Origin of the sequence: Schaalia odontolytica, from assembly GCF_005696695.1 — a bacterium.
Lineage (GTDB): Bacteria > Actinomycetota > Actinomycetes > Actinomycetales > Actinomycetaceae > Pauljensenia > Pauljensenia odontolytica_C.
Genome location: NZ_CP040006.1, coordinates 1,351,185 through 1,371,061 on the forward strand (window position 1 = coordinate 1,351,185; position 19,877 = coordinate 1,371,061).

The 19,877-nt window shown below is 65.0% G+C and carries 10 protein-coding genes and 5 tRNA genes; 5 read left to right on the forward strand and 10 right to left on the reverse strand.

Annotated features, from left to right (window positions below; all coding sequences use genetic code 11):
• Positions 1 to 5 precede the first annotated feature (5 nt).
• From FBF35_RS05960 to FBF35_RS06000, 7 genes are all read right to left on the reverse strand, one after another.
• Positions 6 to 1,928 (reverse strand): DUF5979 domain-containing protein, encoded by a 1,923-nt coding sequence (locus FBF35_RS05960; protein ID WP_060567388.1) that lies wholly within the window; start codon positions 1,926 to 1,928, stop codon positions 6 to 8.
• A gap of 620 nt (positions 1,929 to 2,548) precedes the next feature.
• On the reverse strand, positions 2,549 to 4,177 hold the full coding sequence (locus tag FBF35_RS05965) for a DUF5979 domain-containing protein (RefSeq protein ID WP_060567389.1): 1,629 nt from the start codon (positions 4,175 to 4,177) through the stop codon (positions 2,549 to 2,551).
• A 1,694-nt stretch (positions 4,178 to 5,871) separates the two neighbouring features.
• Positions 5,872 to 5,946 (reverse strand) — tRNA-Val (locus tag FBF35_RS05980).
• Between the two features lies 1 nt (position 5,947).
• Positions 5,948 to 6,018, reverse strand: a tRNA-Cys gene (locus FBF35_RS05985).
• 34 nt (positions 6,019 to 6,052) lie between these two features.
• Positions 6,053 to 6,125 (reverse strand) — tRNA-Gly (locus FBF35_RS05990).
• 56 nt (positions 6,126 to 6,181) lie between these two features.
• A tRNA-Val gene (locus FBF35_RS05995) sits at positions 6,182 to 6,253 on the reverse strand.
• 1 nt (position 6,254) lies between these two features.
• Positions 6,255 to 6,327 (reverse strand) — tRNA-Gly (locus FBF35_RS06000).
• A 154-nt stretch (positions 6,328 to 6,481) separates the two neighbouring features.
• Here FBF35_RS06000 and glgX point away from each other — a divergent pair.
• The 3 genes from glgX to FBF35_RS06015 all read left to right on the forward strand — a co-directional run bounded on the left by glgX (position 6,482) and on the right by FBF35_RS06015 (position 10,505).
• Positions 6,482 to 8,593 (forward strand): glycogen debranching protein GlgX, encoded by a 2,112-nt coding sequence (glgX, locus tag FBF35_RS06005; RefSeq protein ID WP_060567390.1) that lies wholly within the window; start codon positions 6,482 to 6,484, stop codon positions 8,591 to 8,593.
• Positions 8,594 to 8,735: 142 nt separating this feature from the next.
• Positions 8,736 to 9,260: a DUF3000 family protein gene (locus tag FBF35_RS06010; RefSeq protein ID WP_187348988.1), complete on the forward strand. Its 525-nt coding sequence runs from the start codon at positions 8,736 to 8,738 to the stop codon at positions 9,258 to 9,260.
• A complete protein-coding gene (locus tag FBF35_RS06015; protein ID WP_060567391.1) occupies positions 9,261 to 10,505 on the forward strand; it encodes an HRDC domain-containing protein in 1,245 nt (414 codons plus the stop codon).
• Positions 10,506 to 10,515: 10 nt separating this feature from the next.
• Here the strand turns inward: FBF35_RS06015 and dxs are convergent, their stop codons facing one another.
• Positions 10,516 to 12,417 (reverse strand): 1-deoxy-D-xylulose-5-phosphate synthase, encoded by a 1,902-nt coding sequence (dxs, locus tag FBF35_RS06020; RefSeq protein WP_060567392.1) that lies wholly within the window; start codon positions 12,415 to 12,417, stop codon positions 10,516 to 10,518.
• Positions 12,418 to 12,551: 134 nt separating this feature from the next.
• On the opposite strand from dxs, the gene FBF35_RS06025 reads away from it, so the two are divergent.
• On the forward strand, positions 12,552 to 14,552 hold the full coding sequence (locus tag FBF35_RS06025) for an alpha/beta hydrolase family protein (protein ID WP_060567393.1): 2,001 nt from the start codon (positions 12,552 to 12,554) through the stop codon (positions 14,550 to 14,552).
• On the forward strand, positions 14,549 to 16,390 hold the full coding sequence (locus FBF35_RS06030) for a chloride channel protein (RefSeq protein ID WP_410060438.1): 1,842 nt from the start codon (positions 14,549 to 14,551) through the stop codon (positions 16,388 to 16,390). Before FBF35_RS06025 ends, FBF35_RS06030 begins: the two co-directional genes overlap by 4 nt.
• On the opposite strand, the gene FBF35_RS06035 is transcribed toward FBF35_RS06030, so the two are convergent.
• Both FBF35_RS06035 and FBF35_RS06040 read right to left on the reverse strand, forming a co-directional pair.
• Positions 16,387 to 17,736 (reverse strand): class I SAM-dependent RNA methyltransferase, encoded by a 1,350-nt coding sequence (locus FBF35_RS06035; RefSeq protein ID WP_060567395.1) that lies wholly within the window; start codon positions 17,734 to 17,736, stop codon positions 16,387 to 16,389. The two genes, FBF35_RS06030 and FBF35_RS06035, sit on opposite strands and share 4 nt — an antisense overlap.
• On the reverse strand, positions 17,733 to 19,808 hold the full coding sequence (locus FBF35_RS06040) for an APC family permease (RefSeq protein WP_060567396.1): 2,076 nt from the start codon (positions 19,806 to 19,808) through the stop codon (positions 17,733 to 17,735). The genes FBF35_RS06035 and FBF35_RS06040 overlap by 4 nt, the downstream gene beginning before the upstream one ends.
• Positions 19,809 to 19,877: the final 69 nt, after the last annotated feature.

Sequence of the window (19,877 nt, forward strand, 5' to 3'; positions counted from 1 at the left end):
TCGGGTCAGCGCTGACGACGCTTGACTGCGACGAGCGATCCACCCGCAAGGGCCACGATTCCGGCCAGGACGCCGATGTTCGCAGCATCAGCACCGGTCTTCGCCAGGCGCGGAGCCGGAGGCGTCGAAGGCGTCGGGGTCGGCTCCGGCGTCGGGGACTCCGAAGGCGTGGGGGTGGGCTTCGGAGACTCCGAGGGGGTCGGAGTGGGCTCCGGGGTCGGCGTCGGAGTGGGCTCCGGGGTCGGAGTGGGCTCCGGGGTCGGCGTCGGGGTCGGCGTCGGCGTGGGCTCCGGGGTCGGCGTCGGGGTCGGCGTCGGAGTGGGCTCCGGGGTCGGCGTCGGGGTCGGCGTCGGAGTGGGTTCCGGGGTCGGCGTCGGGGTCGGCGTCGGCGTGGGCTCCGGGGTCGGCGTCGGGGTCGGCGTCGGAGTGGGTTCCGGGGTCGGCGTCGGGGTCGGCGTCGGAGTGGGCTTAGGCGTAGGGACCAGCTTGTTGTTCAGGTTCAGCGCAAAGAGCTGATCCTCGCTGAGCTTGAAGGTCGCCTCGCGGTTGTTGGCCTTGAGGGTGACGCCCTGCGCGGTATCGAACACGCGGCTCTCGGCCTCGTTCCAGGTCACGCCATCGGCTGCAGGGAGGTCACCCTCGGAGACGGTCACCTCGGTGCCCAGCGGGAGGGTACCCGGGTAGCTGTAGCGCTTACCGGCCTTGACGGTCGCCTGGTAGGTCTTGTTGACCGACGGATCGGCGTCGTTCTTCAGCGTGATGTTGAGGGTGTACTCGAGGTCCTTCGCGTTGTCGGGGAGCTCGCCGTCGACCTTCTTGGTCACCGAGAACGTCTGGTGCGCAAAGGCATCCGCAGACGCACCAAAACGCACCACCTTCGTGACGGGCGAAACGTTCTTGCCGGGCACGTTGAACTTCGCGGTGTTGGAGAACTTACCAACGACGTCAGCGGCGCGCTTGGCCCCCTCGACGCGAGTCGGAATCTCGACGATCGCCGACTGGTTCGCGGGGATCTCAGGGAAGGTCACGGTCAGCTTCTGGGGCGTGCACTCGACCGTTGAACCAGCACCGAAGGCACCATTCGAGGTGTCCTTGCTCTGGCGCTTACCCTCGGGCGTGGTCGGATCGACGACGACGAAGGTGTGCTTCTTGACGTAGTCGTTCACCGTGTCGCAGTCGTAGCTCCAGTTTTCACCGGCGGGAACCTCGTCGACGATCGACGCGCCTTTCACGGCCGTATCACCGGCGGGCAGGATCACTCGCCACATGATGGCCTTGTTCTCATCGCCATCCTCGCTGTCGTTCAGGCCAATCCAGCCCTCCTTGACAGTGCGAGCTTCACCGGTGGGGCGCACGACCATATTGACCTTGCGCGAAACCACCTTGTTGCCCACCTTCACCACGAAGTTCTCGTTGGCGGGGCCGGTGTACTGAATCGCGGCGCTCGTCGTCACGGAGCCCGCCCACTCGGCGGCCGAGTCGGCGTTCTCGTTGAAGACGACGGTGACGATACCGTCGGTCCCCCAGGTGCCGCAGCCGATGACAACGCCGGTTGCGGAACGGACGTCAAAGGTACGCTCGGCTGTGGGGCGCAGGATCACCTGACCCGTGTTTGCCTCGGCCACGGTCGCGTCGTAGGTGAAGAAGTCGCCGGCCTTCACAGCACCGTTCGTCTTCCACGGCAGTTTGACGCCGACGTCCCACAGGTTCGCGATTGTCTTCGCTTCTGCACCCTGGGGATTGACCAGCTGAAGGTTATCCCAGTCGAGGTCAACCTTGTTGTTGACGTTCGTCGTGGGGGCGGGGCACGCAAGCGCCGTGGCCGACGCCGTGCGGGTCGTCAACAGCTGCAAAGCACCAAAGAAGCTCAATACCAGAGCGAAAGCTACAAGAAGGGCGCTAAGCCGACTGCTCTTCAACGCAACCATAAAAAACTCCTGTCGATGGACATGAGACGGTATCGCCTCAAGCACATAATTATAGAGTAACGGAGTAAAATTGCTAGCAGCCGCCACGTTAGCGAAAAACTATTTGAATTAAAATTCCCTGTCAAACGCGTTTAAGCAGCACATACACAGCCTAGAAAACACATCTGTAATTGAACCCAATTAATTTCTGCACAGCAGGTAAAACGTATTTGACCAGCAAAAACGCGGATTTCAAGAAATAATGTCGTTGATCACATTTCTGTGCATTATCACCCTTTTCCGCCTCGCGCGACCGTCAGCTACATGTCCTCATTCGACACGAAGCCCTCCATCACAGCGCAGCGACAAACGCCTCCGATGAGCCACAATAGGCCACAACAGCAACCGCTCACGCTTCGCAACGGCGACCTAGCCCACCCCGTCCCTGAGCGCCAACGACAGCAGGATTCTCGCCCGCTCATCTTTTGACAGGACTTTTGTCCGTACTGGTCCCAACATCCCCCCTCCACACAACCAAACCACTGCCCTGGAAGCACCTACAAAGAAGTGGGCGGGATGAGCAATGCTCATCCCGCCCACTGCGCCCCTCAGGCACTCACGCACCTGCGGGCCACGTCGTCTCAGTGGCTACGACGCTTCGCGGCCACGAGAGACAGACCCGCGATCGCGACGATTCCAGCCAGGACGCCCAGGCCGGCCGCATCGGTACCGGTCTTCGCCAGCTGCGGAGCGGGCGAAGGAGTTGCCGAGGGCGTCGGAGCAGGGGTCGAAGGCGTGGCCGACGGGGTCGGGGTCGGGGCCAGAACGTTGGTCAAGGTCAGCGAGTAAACCCGATCATCGCGCAGCGTGAAGGTAGCCTCGCGGTTATCCGCGGAGAGGGTCACGCCATCAGCGGACTCGAAGACGCGGCTCTCACCATCGTTCCAGGTGATACCCACACCAGCGGGCAGGTCGCCCTCCGACACCGTCACAACGGTGCCCAGGGGCAGAGACGTGGGGTAGGTGTAGGTCTCGCCAGCCTTGACGGAAGCCTCGAAGGTCTTGTTCACCGAGGGATCGGCGTCATTCTTCAGGGTGATCGTCAGCGGGTACTCGAGATCCTGAGCAGACTCAGGCAGATCCCCCTCGACCTTCTTGGTCACAGAGAAGGTCTGGTGGGCGTATGCGTCGGCAGCCGCGCCGTAGTGGATGGTCTTCGTGATAGGCTCGGTCACCTTAACACCAGCAACGTTGAAGTTGACGGTGTTGGAGAAGACGCCCACGACATCGCCAGCTCGCTTCACGCCATCAACATGGCCGGGCAGCAGGATGATGGCGGACTGGTTCGCGGGAATCTCGGCGAGCGTCACAGTCACCTTGGTAGAGGTGCACTCGACCTGCGCGGCAGCACCAAAGGCCCCGTTCGAGGTGTCATTATCCTGGCGGAGCCCCTCGGAGGTGGTCGGGTCGGTCACCAGGTAGGTATGGTTCTTCGCGTAGTCGTTGACGACGTCACAGTTGAAGCTCCAGTTGGAGCCCGCGGGCACCTCGTCGACGATCGATGCGCCGGTCACGGCCTTGTCGCCAGCGGGGAAAATGACGCGCCAGATGATGGCCTTATTCTCGTCGCCATCCTTATCCTCTGCAAGGTTGAGCCAGCCATCCTTCTGGTAGCGAGGAACGCCGGGGGTGCGACGCAGCATGTCAATCTCGCGCTGGACCTTCTTGCCGAGCTTGACCGTGTACTTCTCACCGCCGGGACCGGTGTACTGGGTCAGACCATTGGTGGACACGTGGCCGTACCACTGCGCGGCGGACTCGACCTTCTCGTTGAAGACGACGGTCACCATGCCGTCAGCACCCCAGGTGCCACAGCCGACGACGACGCCATTGTCGGAGATGACCTCGAACTTACGAGTAACGTTCGGGCGCAGCATGCTCTCCCCCGTCGCGGCGTTGACGATCGAGGCGTCGTAGGTGAAGTAGTCGCCAGCCTTCACACGACCGTCGGTCTTCCACGGCAGCTTAATGCCGAGGTCCCACCAGTCACCCACGGCCTTTGTCTCACGACCTCTGTAGTCGACAAGCTGAGCATTGTCCCAATCCAAGGTGACCTTGTTGCTCACATTCGTGGTCGGCTCGGGGCAGCTCAGGGGGGCCGCAGACGCAGGAGCCTGAGCGCCGACAAACTGCGCCAGGCCAAAGAAACTCAAAACCAATGCGAAAGTCGCAAGAAGAACACCGAAGTGACGGCGCTTCAGGGCAACCATAGAAAACTCCTGTCAACGGGATGTGCGACGACGTCGCCGCATACCCGCTCAGTCTATGCTAATCGCCTGCAATTTGGTCAAGAATCAGAGGGATTAGTTCCTCAGGCACCACAAATAACACGAGCGACAAGAGCAAACATCGCCGATTTGTCGGACTAATTTATAAACTGACAAAATTTGTTGCCCGGGCGTGTCGCCCAATGGGCGAACAACCAACCCAGAATGCCGACAAACTCACCAGTCGTTCAGCAAATGGAAGGATGCTACAACGCCGCGCACTGATCGACCATCTCCCCAGCGCCACGCGACACAAAGGGGTTATAGGACACTACGTGTTGCCGCATGGCACTGGTTGTTGCTTGTGGACCCACGGATTTTCTGGGTGCCGGGCCCGGCGACGCCCTCTATGCCGATGGTGGTGGGGGTTTTGCACTACATGAAGCCCTTCTTCGGCGTATTGACGGCGTGTCGGAGCATCATGTAGTGCAATTCCCCCCGTTTGGTGACGGTGAGATCACGGTTTGAGGTTGTGTGGTGCCCACAGTGCAGACCACCTCGGCAAAAACCGGTGAAAACAGCTGTTTCGGGCGAGGTGGTCTACGTTTTGGGCACAATGGTGCCTGTCGTGGAGTGTTGTTCGCACGTAAGCCCCTGAACATGCGCGTTAACCCCTTGATACGCACGTCAACCCCTCAACATGCGCCTGGGCGGCGTTGCCCGCGTGCGGGTCATCAGGCCCACGTGCGAGTTGTAGGGCCCGCGTGCGGATCATCGGGCCCACGTGCGAGTGAGAGGGGCCAGGTGTGAAATGGCGGGGCTGGACATAGCTTCAGGGCCCGCGGGCACTGCGGCCTGGCCCTGTTGGCCAGGTGGCCCGGTTGTCTGAAACCATCGTCGCCTTTGCTCGCGGGTGAGTGCGTGGGGGTGAAACCGCCATCGCCTTTGCGGGTGAGAAATAGGCGTTTTTACGGCGCTTTTCGGGTGCAGAGGCGATGGCGGTTTCAGTGGTTCCTTGTTGGGGGCGTGCAGTGGTGTTGTTGGTTTCAATGTCGCCATCGTGTCGCGCCTCGTGCGCGACATTCGTCGCCCTGCCCGGCCTGATGTGGGTGCGGGCGCGAAAAAGTTTGCCCTACGTGCTCACAATGGTCAAAAATTCGCGTTTGATGGCGAGCTGGGCAAGTATTTTCGTGGAAACGCGGCTGGAGCGGCCGTGTTGGTCGAGTTTTTTCGCAGACCAGCAGTCGTGGGATACCGCCGGGCGAGTTTGTTGTGCTGAGGTCCTGCTAGATTGGCCCGCCTACTGGCAGTGTTAACCCTTCTATGCGCAGCTAAACCCCATTGGTGGCATGGTGGGCAGCCCGCCCAGGCCACCACCTATCGGGTTAACGTGCGCATCAAAGGGGCCCACGTGCGCAGGATGCGTTCACAGAAACAGAAGATGGACCTGAAGGGCTCGCAGGCCCCCCGACGATCCCCATGCCTCCCCGGCGACGACAGGGGCGAGACCCCGAAGGGTCCCGCCCCTCGTTGCGTACGGTGACCGCACCATCGGCGCCGAAAAGTCACCCTTCCAGCAACACGTAGTGTCGTATGACCCACACAAACGCCGTCAACAGGAGACGAAGAAAAAACTCCCGCCGACATTCGACGAGAGTTCGATAAACAAAAAAGCCGGACTAACCGATCCGACTTACTGGTGGGCGATACTGGGATCGAACCAGTGACCTCTTCCGTGTGAAGGAAGCGCGCTACCCCTGCGCCAATCGCCCGAGGTGGGTACGGGATTCGAACCCGTGTATACGGCTTTGCAGGCCGCTGCCTCGCCTCTCGGCCAACCCACCACACCCAATGGGATCGAGTGGATTCCCGATTGAGAGCGGATGACGGGACTCGAACCCGCGACCCTCACCTTGGCAAGGTGATGCTCTACCAACTGAGCCACATCCGCGTGAACCGCTTGTGCGGCTGGGCTATAGCCCGCCAATCCTGTTTCCAGGATGACCGTGGGCGATACTGGGATCGAACCAGTGACCTCTTCCGTGTCAGGGAAGCGCGCTCCCGCTGCGCCAATCGCCCGAGCGGATGACGGGACTCGAACCCGCGACCCTCACCTTGGCAAGGTGATGCTCTACCAACTGAGCCACATCCGCGTTTCTCAGAACGTTAACCGTTCTTCGCAACGGGTAAAACCTTAACAGAAGATCTGGCCAGAACGCAAAACCAAAGCCCCGTTATCCAAGTCACACGCCTATTTCCGGGCGGATTATCGCCCAATCGATACACATTCGTGCGAGGCTTGTCGGTATGGAAACGCGACCTGGCAAGGCCTACCCCCTGGGTGCCACCTTTGACGGAACCGGAACGAACTTCGCGATCTACTCCTCGGTCGCAACGTCTGTGACGCTGTGCCTCTTGGACGATGACCTCAACGAAATGCGCATCCCCATGACGGAAGTCGATGCCTACGTGTGGCACGTCTATGTCCCACAGGTGCGCGCCGGCCAGCGTTACGGCTACCGCATCGACGGCCCCTGGGATCCCCAGAACGGTTTGCGTTGCGACCCTGCGAAGCTCCTTCTTGACCCTTACGCGAAGGCGATCGAGGGCCAGCTGAAGGATTCTCTCGACCTCCTCTCCTATCAGGCCGACGATCCCCTCACACTCAAGGGCGGCGATTCCGCCGACGCGACAATGCACTCCGTCGTCGTCAACCCCTTCTTCGACTGGGAGGGGGACCGCAGCCCGGGACACGACTACTCCGAGTCGATCATCTACGAGGCCCACATCAAGGGCATGACGATGCGCCACCCAGAGATCCCGGAGGAGCTGCGCGGCACCTACGCAGGCATGGCGCACCCGGCGATTATCGAGCACCTGACGAAGCTCGGCATCACCACGGTCGAGCTCATGCCGATCCAGCAGTTCACGAACGATACGACGCTGCAGGCCAAGGGATTGTCGAACTACTGGGGCTACAACACGATCGGCTACTTCGCCCCGCACAACGCATACGCGGCTACGAAGGACCCCGGCGCACAGGTCTCTGAGTTCAAGGCAATGGTGAAGGCCCTGCACGCCGCTAACATCGAGGTCATCCTCGACGTCGTCTACAACCACACGGCAGAGGGCAACCACATGGGCCCAACCCTCTCTTTCCGCGGCATCGACAATCCCTCCTACTACCGCCTCGTCGACGGGGATCGTCAGCACTACTTCGACACGACGGGCACGGGCAACTCCCTCCTCATGAGCTCTCCTCAGGTCCTGCAGCTCATCATGGACTCGCTGCGCTACTGGGTCACGGAGATGCATGTGGACGGCTTCCGCTTCGACTTGGCCTCCACTCTGGCCCGCCAGTTCGCCGAGGTCGACCGGCTGTCCGCATTCTTCGACCTCATCCACCAGGACCCCGTGGTCTCGCAGGTCAAGCTCATCGCGGAGCCGTGGGACGTGGGTGCGGACGGCTACCAGGTTGGCGGCTTCCCTCCCCTGTGGTCCGAATGGAATGGCAGGTACCGCGACACGGTGCGCGATTTCTGGCGCGGCGAGTTCTCCTCGCTCCCTGACTTTGCTTCCCGCCTGGCCGGCTCCTCCGACCTCTACGGGACGACCGGCCGCAAGCCCATGGCGTCCATCAACTTCGTCATCGCCCACGACGGCTTCACCCTGCGCGATCTCGTGTCCTACAACGAGAAGCACAACGAGGCGAACCTCGAGGGTGGGGCGGACGGCGCGAACGACAACCGTTCGTGGAACTGCGGCGTCGAGGGCGACACGGATGACGAGGAGATCATCGAGCTGCGCTACCGTCAGCAGCGCAACTTCCTGACGACCCTCATGTTTTCCCAGGGCGTGCCGATGATCGCCCACGGCGACGAGCTTGGCCGCACCCAGCGGGGCAACAACAACGTGTACTGCCAGGACAATGAGCTCTCGTGGATCAACTGGGATTTGAATGAGCACGACTACAAACTCCTGCGTTTCACCCGCCATCTCATCCACCTGCGACGCGATCACCCGGTGATGCGCCGCCGCCGTTTCCTGGAGGGTCCCGCGCAGCGCGGCGGTGAGTCCGAGCTCGGCGAGATCGAATGGTTCACCCCGGCGGGCACGCACATGACGGAAGAGGAATGGAACCAGCCGTGGGCTCGCTCGACGATGGTCTTCTACAACGGCGACGCCATCCGCGAGCCTGACGCGAACGGTCGCCGCATCCTCGACGACGATTTCCTACTGCTGCTCAACGCCGCTCCGGAACCCGTCGACTTCACGCTCCCTGACGCGAAGTATGGGCACATCTGGCACACCGTCGTCGACACGGCGGGCGACGATGATCGCGACGAGTACCACTCGGGCGACATCGTGCGCGTCGGACCACGTACCTCGTTCATCCTGCGCAACCCGCGCGGCCTGTAGTCCCCGGAGCGACATCGACCGAGACAAGGCACGCGTACCCGCTACTTATCGACCTGAAGGTTGGCGGCGCGTCTAGACCAAAAGGCGCATGGACACCCGTACGATTTGATTTGTGAATGAAAACGCGGTGCCCGAGGAGTTTATGCGGGCTCTGCTGTCCCTGCGGCAGGCGGACCACCTGGCGCACATACTCCTCGAGGAGGTTCCCCCACCTCGTCGTTTGGCACCCTTCACGGCGGCGCTCGCGATGCGGACCACGGACGAGGACGAGGCCGGACAGCCCCTGTCGACTGGTCGCATGGTCATCCTCCACGACCCCGTGGAGCAGATCGGCTGGAACGGCACGTTCCGAGTCGTCTGTCAGTTGCGTGCGCAAGTCGATGCCGAGATGATCGGCGACCCGCTGCTGTCGGAGGGCGTGTGGGGCTGGATGCTCGATTGCCTGGAGACTGCGGGAGCCGGATTCCATGACATCACGGGCACGGTGACGCGCGAAATGAGCGAGGCCTTCGGCGGTCTTGAACTGCGAGGATCATCTCTGTTCGTCGATGTGCGCGCCTCGTGGACGCCCAACAGTGAGTATCTTGGTGAGCATCTGTCCGGCTGGGCGGATGTCATGCGTCGGACGGCAGGGATCATGCCTGCCCGTCATCTCGAAGGAGTCTGAGTGCTGGTCAACAATGGCGGCGGTTTGCCGCAGGGCGATACGGATAATCCGGAGCTCATTGCGCAGCCGCGTGGGGGGACCCCCTCCGTCATTGATACTCAGAAAGATCTTGAGGCTGCGGCTCGCGCGCTGAGTGCTGGCTCAAGCCCAATCGCCCTGGATGTCGAGCGCGCTCAGGGCTTCCGCTACGGCTCCGATCCTTACCTCGTGCAGATTCGCCGCGAGGACGTGGGCACGTTCCTCATCGACACGCACGCGCTGCCGGACCTGTCCGTGCTGCAGCCGGGAGTGGAGGACGTGTGGCTGCTGCACGATTGTTTGCAGGATCTGCCGAATCTGCGCCAGGTTGGACTGCGCCCCTCAGCCCTGTTCGACACGGAGATCGCAGCGCGCCTCATCGGCCTGGAGCGTTTCGGGCTGGCGGCCGTCGCTGAGCAGGTGCTTGGCCTGGGCCTCGTCAAGGATCATCAGGCCTCGGACTGGTCGGTGCGTCCCCTGCCGAAGGAGTGGCTGCGCTACGCAGCCCTCGACGTCGAACTGTTGACGGAGCTCTACTATCGGCTCTCGAAGCGGCTCGATGAGATGGGCCGTTGGGAGTGGGCGCAGCAGGAGTTCACCTACGCCTTGTCGGTCACCCCTCCCGGTCCGAAGCCCGATCGCTGGCGTTCTGTGCCCGGCGCGGGCAAGATCCGTTCTCGCCGCGGCCTCGCGGTTTTGAAGGCCCTGTGGGAGACGCGCGAGTCGATCGCTCAGCGCATCGACCTCAGCCCCGGTCGCCTCGTGCGTAACGCCGCCCTCGTGCGCGCGGCCTCGAATCCTCCGCGTAACAAGCGCGCGCTCATGAGCATCAGCGAGTTCCGCTCCCCCGTCGCCCGCCAGTACGAGGACGAGTGGATGCGAGCCCTCGCCAGCGTGGCCGCCATGACGGAGGACGAGCTGCCTCCCAAACGCAAGCCCGTGCAGCCCGGGTCGATCCCGGAACCGCGCCACTGGAATCGGATTGACGAGGCCTCGGCCGCGCGCCTGGGAACGGTGCGTAATGCGGTCGCTTCAGTCGCGTCGAGTCTCGGTCTGGCACCCGAGGTCGTGCTCGCTCCCCAGGTGCAGCGCTATATCGCGTGGGCTCCCCTGGATCCGTCGCGCCCTTCGGGTGATGAGGTCGAGGAGCGTATGGTCAATCGCGGTGCGCGCGACTGGCAGATCGATCTGACGCTCGACCCGATCTGCGACGCGCTCGGCGTCTGATTCGAATGATCTAGCGCTCGCCGATTCGCTCGACGAGCTCGCGGGCCGTGCGTTCGATGCCGTCGGCGTCGAAGCCGAACTGGGCGATCATGGCCGCGCGGTCGCCGTGCTCGGGGAATCCCTGCGGCACGCCCAGGCAACGCACGGGAACACCCGTCTCCGCGACCGCGTCGCGCAGCGACCAGCCGAAACCGCCCTGGACGATACCGTCCTCGACGCTCACGACGCAGTCGTAGTCCCGCACCAGCGTCGCCAGATCCGGGCAGATAGGGATCATCCACTGCGGGTCCGCAACAGTGACGCTGACTCCGTCAGCAGCCAGGCGGCGCGCGGCCTCGATCGCGTCGGGCGCGCACGCGCCAGTACCCACGATGAGCACCCGAGCGGATGAATCAGCCACTGCCTCGTCGAAGAGGATGTCCACTCCCCCGACGCTGCGGAGCGCCGGCATGGGCTCGGGCAGCGATCCCTTGCGGTACCGGATGACAGTGGGAGCATCATCGACGTCGAGCGCCTCACGAAGGCGTGCGCGCAGCGTCTGTTCGTCGCGGGGAGCCGCCAGACGCAGGCCAGGGATCATCGAGCACATCGCGATGTCCCAGACGCCGTTATGCGAGGCGCCGTCCGCGCCCGTCACGCCCGCGCGGTCCAGCACGAAAGTGACGCCCGCACGGTGGAGGGCGACGTCCATGAGAAGCTGGTCGAAGCCTCGGTTCAGGAAGGTCGCGTAGAGCGCCACGACTGGGTGAGCGCCCTGGTAGGCCATGCCGGCGGCGGAGGCGACGGCCTCGGCCTCGGCGATGCCAACGTCGATCACGCGACCCGGGTATGCCTCGTGCATGGGGCCAAGGCCCACGGGACGCATCATCGCGGCCGTAATGCCGACGATGTCATCGCGCGTGGCGGCTTGAGCGCAGATCTCGTCGGCGAAGACTCCCGTCCAACCGAAGCGCTCGGGGGCGACCGGGAGCCCGGTCTCGGGGTGAATCGGGCCGACCGCGTGGAAACGGTCAGCGATGTCCTCCTCGGCCGGCGTGTAGCCGCGGCCCTTTTCGGTGATCATGTGGACGAGGACCGGCTCGTCGAGGGAGCGACCGCGGCGCAGAGCGGTCTCGACCGCCGCGATGTCGTGGCCGTTCACGGGGCCGATGTACTTCAGGCCCAAGTCTTCGAACATGACCTGGGGCATCAGCGCGTCCTTGATGCCCGATTTCAGGCCGTGCAGCGCATCGTAGGCCGCACGTCCCGGCATGCCGTGGCTCAGCAGGTGCTGTTTGCCCCACGCCAGGGCCTTCTCGTATCTGGCGGAGGTGCGCAGCGCATCCAGGTGAGCCGCGAGACCGCCGATCGTCGGCGCATAGGAACGACCGTTGTCGTTGACGATGATCATGATGCGGCGGTTTTTCGCCGTCGCAATGTTGTTCAGCGCCTCCCAGGCGAGGCCACCCGTCAGCGCGCCGTCGCCGATGACACCCACGGTCCACGTGCGATCCCCCTGGCGGTGCTTCTCGCGGGAGATGCCATCCACCCACGCGATCGACGCCGACGCGTGCGAGGACTCGACGACGTCGTGCTCAGACTCACCGCGCGACGGGTAGCCGGACAGGCCTCCCGGGCAACGCAGCGACGAGAAATCTTGACGTCCGGTGAGGAGCTTATGCACGTACGCCTGGTGGCCGGTGTCAAAAATGATCGTGTCCTGCGGGGAGCGGAACACCCGGTGCAGGCCGATCGTCAGCTCGACGACGCCCAGGTTCGGGCCCAGGTGCCCACCCGTGCGCGACACGTTGTCAATCAGGAACGCGCGAATTTCCGCCGCCAATTCGTCCAGCTGCTCGCGTTCCAGGCGACGCAGCTCCCGCGGTGCGCTGCAGCGCGACAGCAGGTCGCGTGACTCTCGTGTTCCAGACATGAGAACCAGTGTAGTTGCCGAAGCGTCTCATCTACAGATCAAAGTGCATGTCAGGTACGTTCGACCCGCGCAGGCGACAAGCGCGCGCACTAAGATAGGTGGTGTTGGCTCGCCGTACCGCTTAAGGAGGCACTATGTCCGTCACCGTCGCACCCCACGGCCTGTGGAAGTCCCCCATTTCGGGCGATTCTTTCACTGCCCGTTCGGTCACGCTCTCCCAGGTTCGCGTCGACGGACCCGACACCTACTGGGTGGAAGGACATCCGCGCCAGGGCGGACGTGGGACGCTGCTGCGCCGTCGCGCTACGGGGGAAACGGGCGAGGTTCTGCCTCTCATCGACGGTTCCCGCCTGCCCGATGTCGGCACGCGGGTGCACGAGTACGGCGGCAAGGCATACGCCGTTCACCACGGCGTCATCGTGTTCTCCGATCAGACCGACGGCCGTGTCTACGCCTTTGATACGGCCGATCCGCGCCGCGTCGTGCGGCCCCTGACGACCCTGTCGAAGGTCCGCTACGGTGACTTCTGGATCGCCGACGTGCGCGACCTCGTGTACGCGGTGGCCGAGGACCACTCTGCCCCGGGCGAGCCCGTCAACAAGATTGTCGCTATTCCTCTCGATGGCTCCGCGGCCCGCGACGACAGCGCGATCATCACGGTGTTTGAGGGTACGGACTTCGCTCAGGCGCCGACCGTCTCCCCCGACGGCACGAAGATCGCCTGGATCACGTGGGACCACCCGAACATGCCGTGGACATACTCTCAGCTGCGCGTCGCGTCCCTGACCTTCGAGGGCACCATCGATCAGGAGGTCATCCTGGTGGATCGCCCGGGCGTGTGCGTCTACGAGCCGCGCTGGACGCTCGACGGCGATCTCATCCACGTGGATGACTCCTCCGGCTGGGCAAACCTGTACCGCACCCAGGGCTTCGTGTGGCAGGAAGGCGAGGACCCGAACGCCTGGACCTCGCGTCTGCGCACTCGCGCGCTGCACCCGGGACCTCACGCATTCTCGCACCCGCACTGGCAGCTGGGTCTGCACTCCTACGACAACTACGACAACGACTACCTCGTGTGCTCGTGGGCCGAGGACCAGGTCTGGCACATCGGCACCGTGCGCATCGACAACGGCATGGCCGAGGAGTGGGCGACCGGTTGGTGGCCGATCGGTAACGTCGCCGCTGCGGACGGCCGCGTCGTGTTCCTCGCGGATTCCGCGACGCACACTCCTGCGATCATCGAGGTGTCGCGCGGCAAGACCAAGGTGCTGCGTCCCTCGTCGGAGGCCGAGGTGCCCACCGCCCTCGTCTCCACGGCTGAGATGCTCACCTGGAAGACCTCGGACGGCGAGGAGGCTCACGGCTTCTACTACGCGCCCGTGAACCCCGAGTTCGCCGCCCCCGAGGGCGAGCTGCCCCCGCTCATCGTCAACGTGCACGGCGGACCGACTGAAGCGGCCCGCCCCGGCCTGCAGGTTCCCTTCCAGTACTGGACCAGCCGCGGCTTTGCGGTTCTGGACGTGAACTTCCGCGGGTCGACGTCCTTCGGCCGTCCCTACCGTGAGCGCATCAACGGCAACTGGGGCGTCATGGACGTTCAGGACTGCGTCGACGGCGCTCAGTACCTCATCGATCTGGGCCGCGTCGACCCGAAGCGAATCGCGATCCGTGGTCGTTCTTCCGGTGGCTTCACCGTGCTCAACGCGCTTGCGTCCTCCGATGTGTTCACTGCTGGCGCGTCGTTCTCGGGCATCGCAGACCTGGTGAAGCTGAAGGAAACCAGCCACAAGTTCGAGTCGCACTACGACGGAATTCTGCTCGGCACCGATGACACCTCAGACCCGGTGTGGGCGCAGCGCTCGCCCATCAACCGTGTCGGTGAGATTAAGGCGCCGCTCATGCTCCTGCAGGGCACCGACGACCCGGTCGTTCCCGCCTCGCAGGCCCAAGAGATGTACGAGGCACTGCGTGCCAACGGTAACGCGGTCGCCCTCAAGCTCTACCAGGGAGAGGGACACCTCTTCCGCTCGGCCATCAACATCAAGGATGCGTGGCAGTCGGAGCTGGCCTTCTACAGGACCGTCTGGGGCATCGCCACCGACGCCCCCATTCACGTGGAGATCGCAAACCTGTGACACCCCTGAGTCAGTCCCCGCAGCCAGAGGAACCGGCTGCGGGGACTCGCTTGCGCGTCGGCCATACGGTCGCCGCGCATCGTTCCCTGCTCGGCGTGGCCGCCGCACTCGTTGGTGCGGTCGTCGGCGCGGCAGCCGTCGTCTTTAACCTCGCGATTCGCGCGTGGACGTGGGTGTCCACCGGCTTCGACGAGTACACGACCCATATCGGCCAGTCGCACGGCGTCTGGGGGTGGGCTCCGTGGCTCTTCCTGCTTCTCTCCCCCGCCATCGCCGGCCTGCTGTACGGGCCGCTCATCCAGCGCTTTGCTCCCTCCGCGAAGGGACACGGCATCCCCGAGGTGATGCTCGCGGTGCGCCGTAAGGGTGGGCGCATCCCGGGGCGCGTCGCCATCGTCAAGATCCTGGCCTCGGCCCTGACCATCGGCTCGGGCGGATCGGCGGGACGCGAGGGCCCAATCGTGCAGGTGGGCGCGTCGCTGGGATCCACCATCGCGTCGTGGCTGCGCATGCCCGTCTCCCGCGTGGTCCTGTTGGCCTCGTGCGGGTCGGCGGCCGGCATCGCTGCCACATTCCACGCTCCCCTCGCGGGCGCGGTGTTCGCCCTCGAGGTGATCCTCGTCGAGTTCACGGCCGAGACCTTCGGCTTTGTCGTCCTCTCAGCCGTCACATCCTCGGTGGTCGCGCGCATCCTGCAGGGCGACGAGATGGTCATTCGCGTCGCCGACAACCTGACCTTCGCGTCGATGTCGGACATCTGGTGGGTGGCGCTCCTCGGCCTCGTCGCGGGGCTGTGCGGCCTCGGCTTCTCCAAGCTCCTGTACGCCTCGGAGGACGCGATCGACTGGCTGTGGGCACGCACCCATCTGCCCGAGTGGGCGCGTCCGGGCGTGCTCGGCCTCGCCCTCGGCACGGCTCTCGTTGCGTTCCCGTACATGTTCGGCTCGGGCTATCCGCTTGAGGAGGAGGCGATCGCGGGGAATTACTCGATCGCGTTCCTGCTGGCCCTCATGCTGGGCCGCGCTGTGTTCACGTCGTTCACCATTGGCATGGGCGGTTCGGGCGGTGTCTTCGCGCCCACGCTATTCATCGGCGCGATGGCGGGAGCCGCCTTCGGACACGTCGTCTCGCCTCTGTCGGATTCTCCCGTCGGGGTGTTCGCCGTGGTGGGCATGGGAGCCGCCTTCGCAGGTGCGGCGCGCGCCCCGATGACGGCGGTGCTCATCATCGTGGAGATGACCGGCCAGTTCTCGCTGATCCTGCCGATGATGCTCGCGGTCGTGATTGCAACGGGTGCCTCGCGTTTCCTCACCCGCGCGACGATCTACACGGAGAAGCTGCGCCGGCGCGGCGACGTCCTCGACGACCCGGTCGAGGGCACGCTGCTCGGCACTCGCGCGGCGTCCGAGTGGATGACGGAGGCTCCCGAGACACTCCCGTGCGTGGCGAGCGCCGCGTCAGCGATTGCCGCCCTGCGCCGCACGAAGGAGACGGTGCTGCCCGTCGTGAACGAGGACCGTTGCTTCGTGGGTCTCGTGTCGTCGCTGCGCCTGGCGGAGCTCACGCAGGAGGACGGATCACTCGACGCACCCCTGTCGGATTTGCCTCTCATCAACGAGGCCGTGGCTGCCTCCGCTCCCCCGTCCGAGGTTCTCGGGGCGCTGCGGCGCACGGGCCTGCAGTCTTTGCCCGTCGTGGATGAGGGCCGACACGTCGTCGGCTGGGTCTCCGAGCGCGACCTGGTGGATCGCATGTACCGCGATCAGCGCCGCGCGATCGAGGCCCGCACGCAGACGTCGTGGGGCTCGCGCATGCAGGAACGCAGGAGAAGCCGCTAGCGGCTCAGCACCGAGACCATCTCCACGTGGTGAGTATGCGGGAAGAGGTCCCACGCCTGCAGTGATTCGAGCTCGTATCCGGCCTCGGTGAGGGTGCGCAGGTCACGCGCGCCCGCCGCCGGGTCACAGGACACCAGGACGACACGAGGGGCACCGGTGGCGGCAATCGCCTCGCACACCTCGGCTCCCGCACCGGCGCGCGGCGGGTCCGCCACGACAACGTCCGGCACGGCTCCCAGCTGGCCAGACAGGTCAACGACACCCTCGCGATCCACGTTTCCGGCGAACGCGTCCACCCAGTCGAACGCCGCGAGGTTCTCGCCGGCGTCGCGCACGGCACCCTCGTCACCCTCGAGCGTCACAACGCGGCCCGACTCGCCGACGGCGCGCGCGAGCGGCACGGAGAACAGGCCAGCACCCGAGTACAGCTCCATGACCGCGCGACCAGCCGCGGCCTCGCCTGCGCCGAATGCAGCAGCCAGCACGGCGTTCGCGAGCACCTCGGCGCCACGCACGTGCGTCTGCCAGAAACCGGAGGGCCGCACGTAGTACGACTCGACGCCGGAGCCGACGGGCACATTCCAGCGCAAGACATCGGCGTCGATGCGCACGCCGTCGGCGGCGTACGTGTCATCGCCGATCAGGACGACGGGGTCGCCGCCGGAGGGGGCCACCGCGCGCACGCGATCACCCGGCTTCCACAGGCGACGCCACGGCGTGTCCTCATCGAAGAGTCCGAGTTCGCGGATCGCGGGGACAGCCAGCGGCATGTCCTCAAGCGCGATCACGCGTCGTCCGCGGAACTCGTGCATGCCGGCGCGCCCATCCGCATCGATAACGACGTCAATGCGAGAGCGGCGGCCGGTCAGCGAATCGCCCGGATCCTCGTCACCGGGCGCAGGAGCGACACGCACTCCACCGAGGGCGTCCAGGACCTCGGACAAGGCCTCGCCGCCCACGCGGCGCAGCTGACCGGCAATGACGCGAGACTTCCAGTCGCGCTGTGCGGCGGGCGTCAGGTGCGCGAGCTCCCCGCCGCCGACGCCTCCCGGACCGGCCTGGGGCCAGACGGAGTCGACGCGGTCGGCCGAGGCCTCGACGACCTCAATGGCATCCGCCCACGCGAGCTTTTTCTGGACGGCGGTCACCCGCGCACGAACCACCTCGCCGGGCGCCGCGTGGCGCACGAAGACGACACGCCCGCTCTCGTCGCGGGCAACGCACGCACCACCGTGCGCGGGCTCGCCGACGCTCAGCTGGAGGATCTCGCCGATCCCCTCGCGGGGCTGCGCGGATGCGGTGCGACGGCGCGGGGAGGGACGACGACGGGAGGGACGGGGGCTCATGAGTTCTCCTCGGAGGCGCTATCGCTGCGAGTGTCGCCGGGCTGCTCGGTACGCAACTTCGGTTCATCTGAAGGCGGGGCAACGCGCGCAAACGGGTCGTTGACGCGCTGGCGACCCTCCACAACGTCGTCCTCGCCGAGCTGCCAGGGGACGACGGTAATCACCACGCCGGGAACGCCAAGGAGCGCGGCGCGCAGGCGCAGGGCCGACTGGTTGTGCACGAAGTTCTCCCACCAGTGGGTGACGAGGAACTGCGGCATGTAGACCACGAGCATCTCGGTGGGCATCGCACGGCGACGCCCACGCACGTACTGCAGGATGACCGAGGCGATGTCACGGTAGGGCGCGGACAGGAGCGTCAGCGGCACGGGAACACCGGAGGCCTTCCACTGGCGCAGGATCTTGTTCTCTTCCTCGTCATCGGCAACGACGGAGACGAGCTCGATCGACGTCGGCGAGGACGCGCGAGCTGCCGCGATCGCTCGCATGGCGGGGCGCGACAGGGAGGACACGAGGACGAGGGCACGCACACGGGTCGGCAGGGCGCGGCGCGCATTCCAGTCGTCCACGCGCAGCTGCGAGCGGATCGTCTCGTAGTGGTGGTGGATCGAAATCTGGAGGCCGAAGACGATCGCAATCATCAGCAGGGTGATCCACGCGCCGTGCGTGAACTTCGTAGCCAGGACGATGATGAGCACGAGGCCGGTCATCATGAAGCCGACGATGTTGACGGCGCGCGAGCGCAGGACGGACATGCGTTCCTGGCCGGACTGGCGCGTGCGCAGCTGCCGGTTCCAGTGCTTGATCATGCCCAGCTGCGAGAGCGTGAAGGAAATGAATACACCGACGACGTAGAGCTGGATGAGGCGCGTCGTCTGGGCCTGGAAGCCGACGATCAGCGCGATCGCTGCGGCCGTCAGGACGACGATACCGTTCGAGTACGACAGTCGGTCGCCGCGGCGCACCATCTGGTGGGGCAGGAAGGAATCGCGCGACAGGACGGATGCCAGCGTCGGGAAGCCGTTGAACGCCGTGTTGCCCGCGAGCACCAGGATGAAGCCAGTGACGACGGTGATGAGGATGAAGAGGATCGATCCCTGACCGAACACCGCGGAGGCGATCTGCGAGATCGCCGGATCGATCGGCGTGTTCTCCGGGACGGGCGCGCCCTGGTAAGTCAGCTGGGTTGCGGCATCGTCGACGATCTTCACGCCGGTCGCGCGCGCCAGCACAAGGATCGAGATCATCATTGAGGCGGCGATCAGACCGAGCATCGCCAGCGTCGTCGCCGCGTTGCGGGACTTGGGGCGACGGAACATGGGCACGCCGTTGGAGATGGCCTCGACGCCGGTGAGCGCGGCACAGCCCGAGGAGAACGCGCGCATGAGCAGGAAGGCTCCCGCGAGCCCCGCCAGGCCGTCGGCGTTGCCAGGAGCAGCCACGAGGTCGTAGGCGGCCGTGGGCGACTCCCCGAGGTGTCCCGTCGCCATCTTCGCGAAACCGACGACGACCATCAGGCCGATGGCACCCATGTACAGGTAGGTGGGCACGGCGAACGCGCCACCGGCCTCGCGCGTGCCGCGCAGGTTCAGGGTCGCCAGGATGACGACGAGCGCGACCGCGATCGGCACCTCATGGCCGAGGAGAGCCGGAACGGCGGTCGTAATGTAGCTGGCGCCCGACGAGATCGAGACGGCGACCGTCAGGATGTAGTCGACCAGCAGTGCCGAGGCAACGAGCAGGCCCCAGGAACGGCCCAGGTTCGTGGTCACAACCTCGTAGTCGCCGCCGCCCGACGGGTAGGCGTGCACCGTCTGACGGTACGACGCGACCACGACCGCGAGCACGAGCGCGACAACGACGCCCACCCACACGGACTGAAGCGCGGCCATCGAACCGGCGAGCGCAAGGGTGAGGAGGACTTCGTCCGGCGCGTAGGCGACGGACGACAGCGCGTCCGACGCGAAGATCGGCAGGGCGATTCGTTTGGGGAGAAGCTGGTGGCCCATCGCGTCCGATCGCATCGGGCGCCCGATGAGCACGCGCTTTGCGTAGGCCAACAAGTTCGTCACGGATGTTAAGCGTAGTCCACCGAGCCTGACACTGGCAGCGCCGAAGCGCACGCATGGCTATTACGCGAG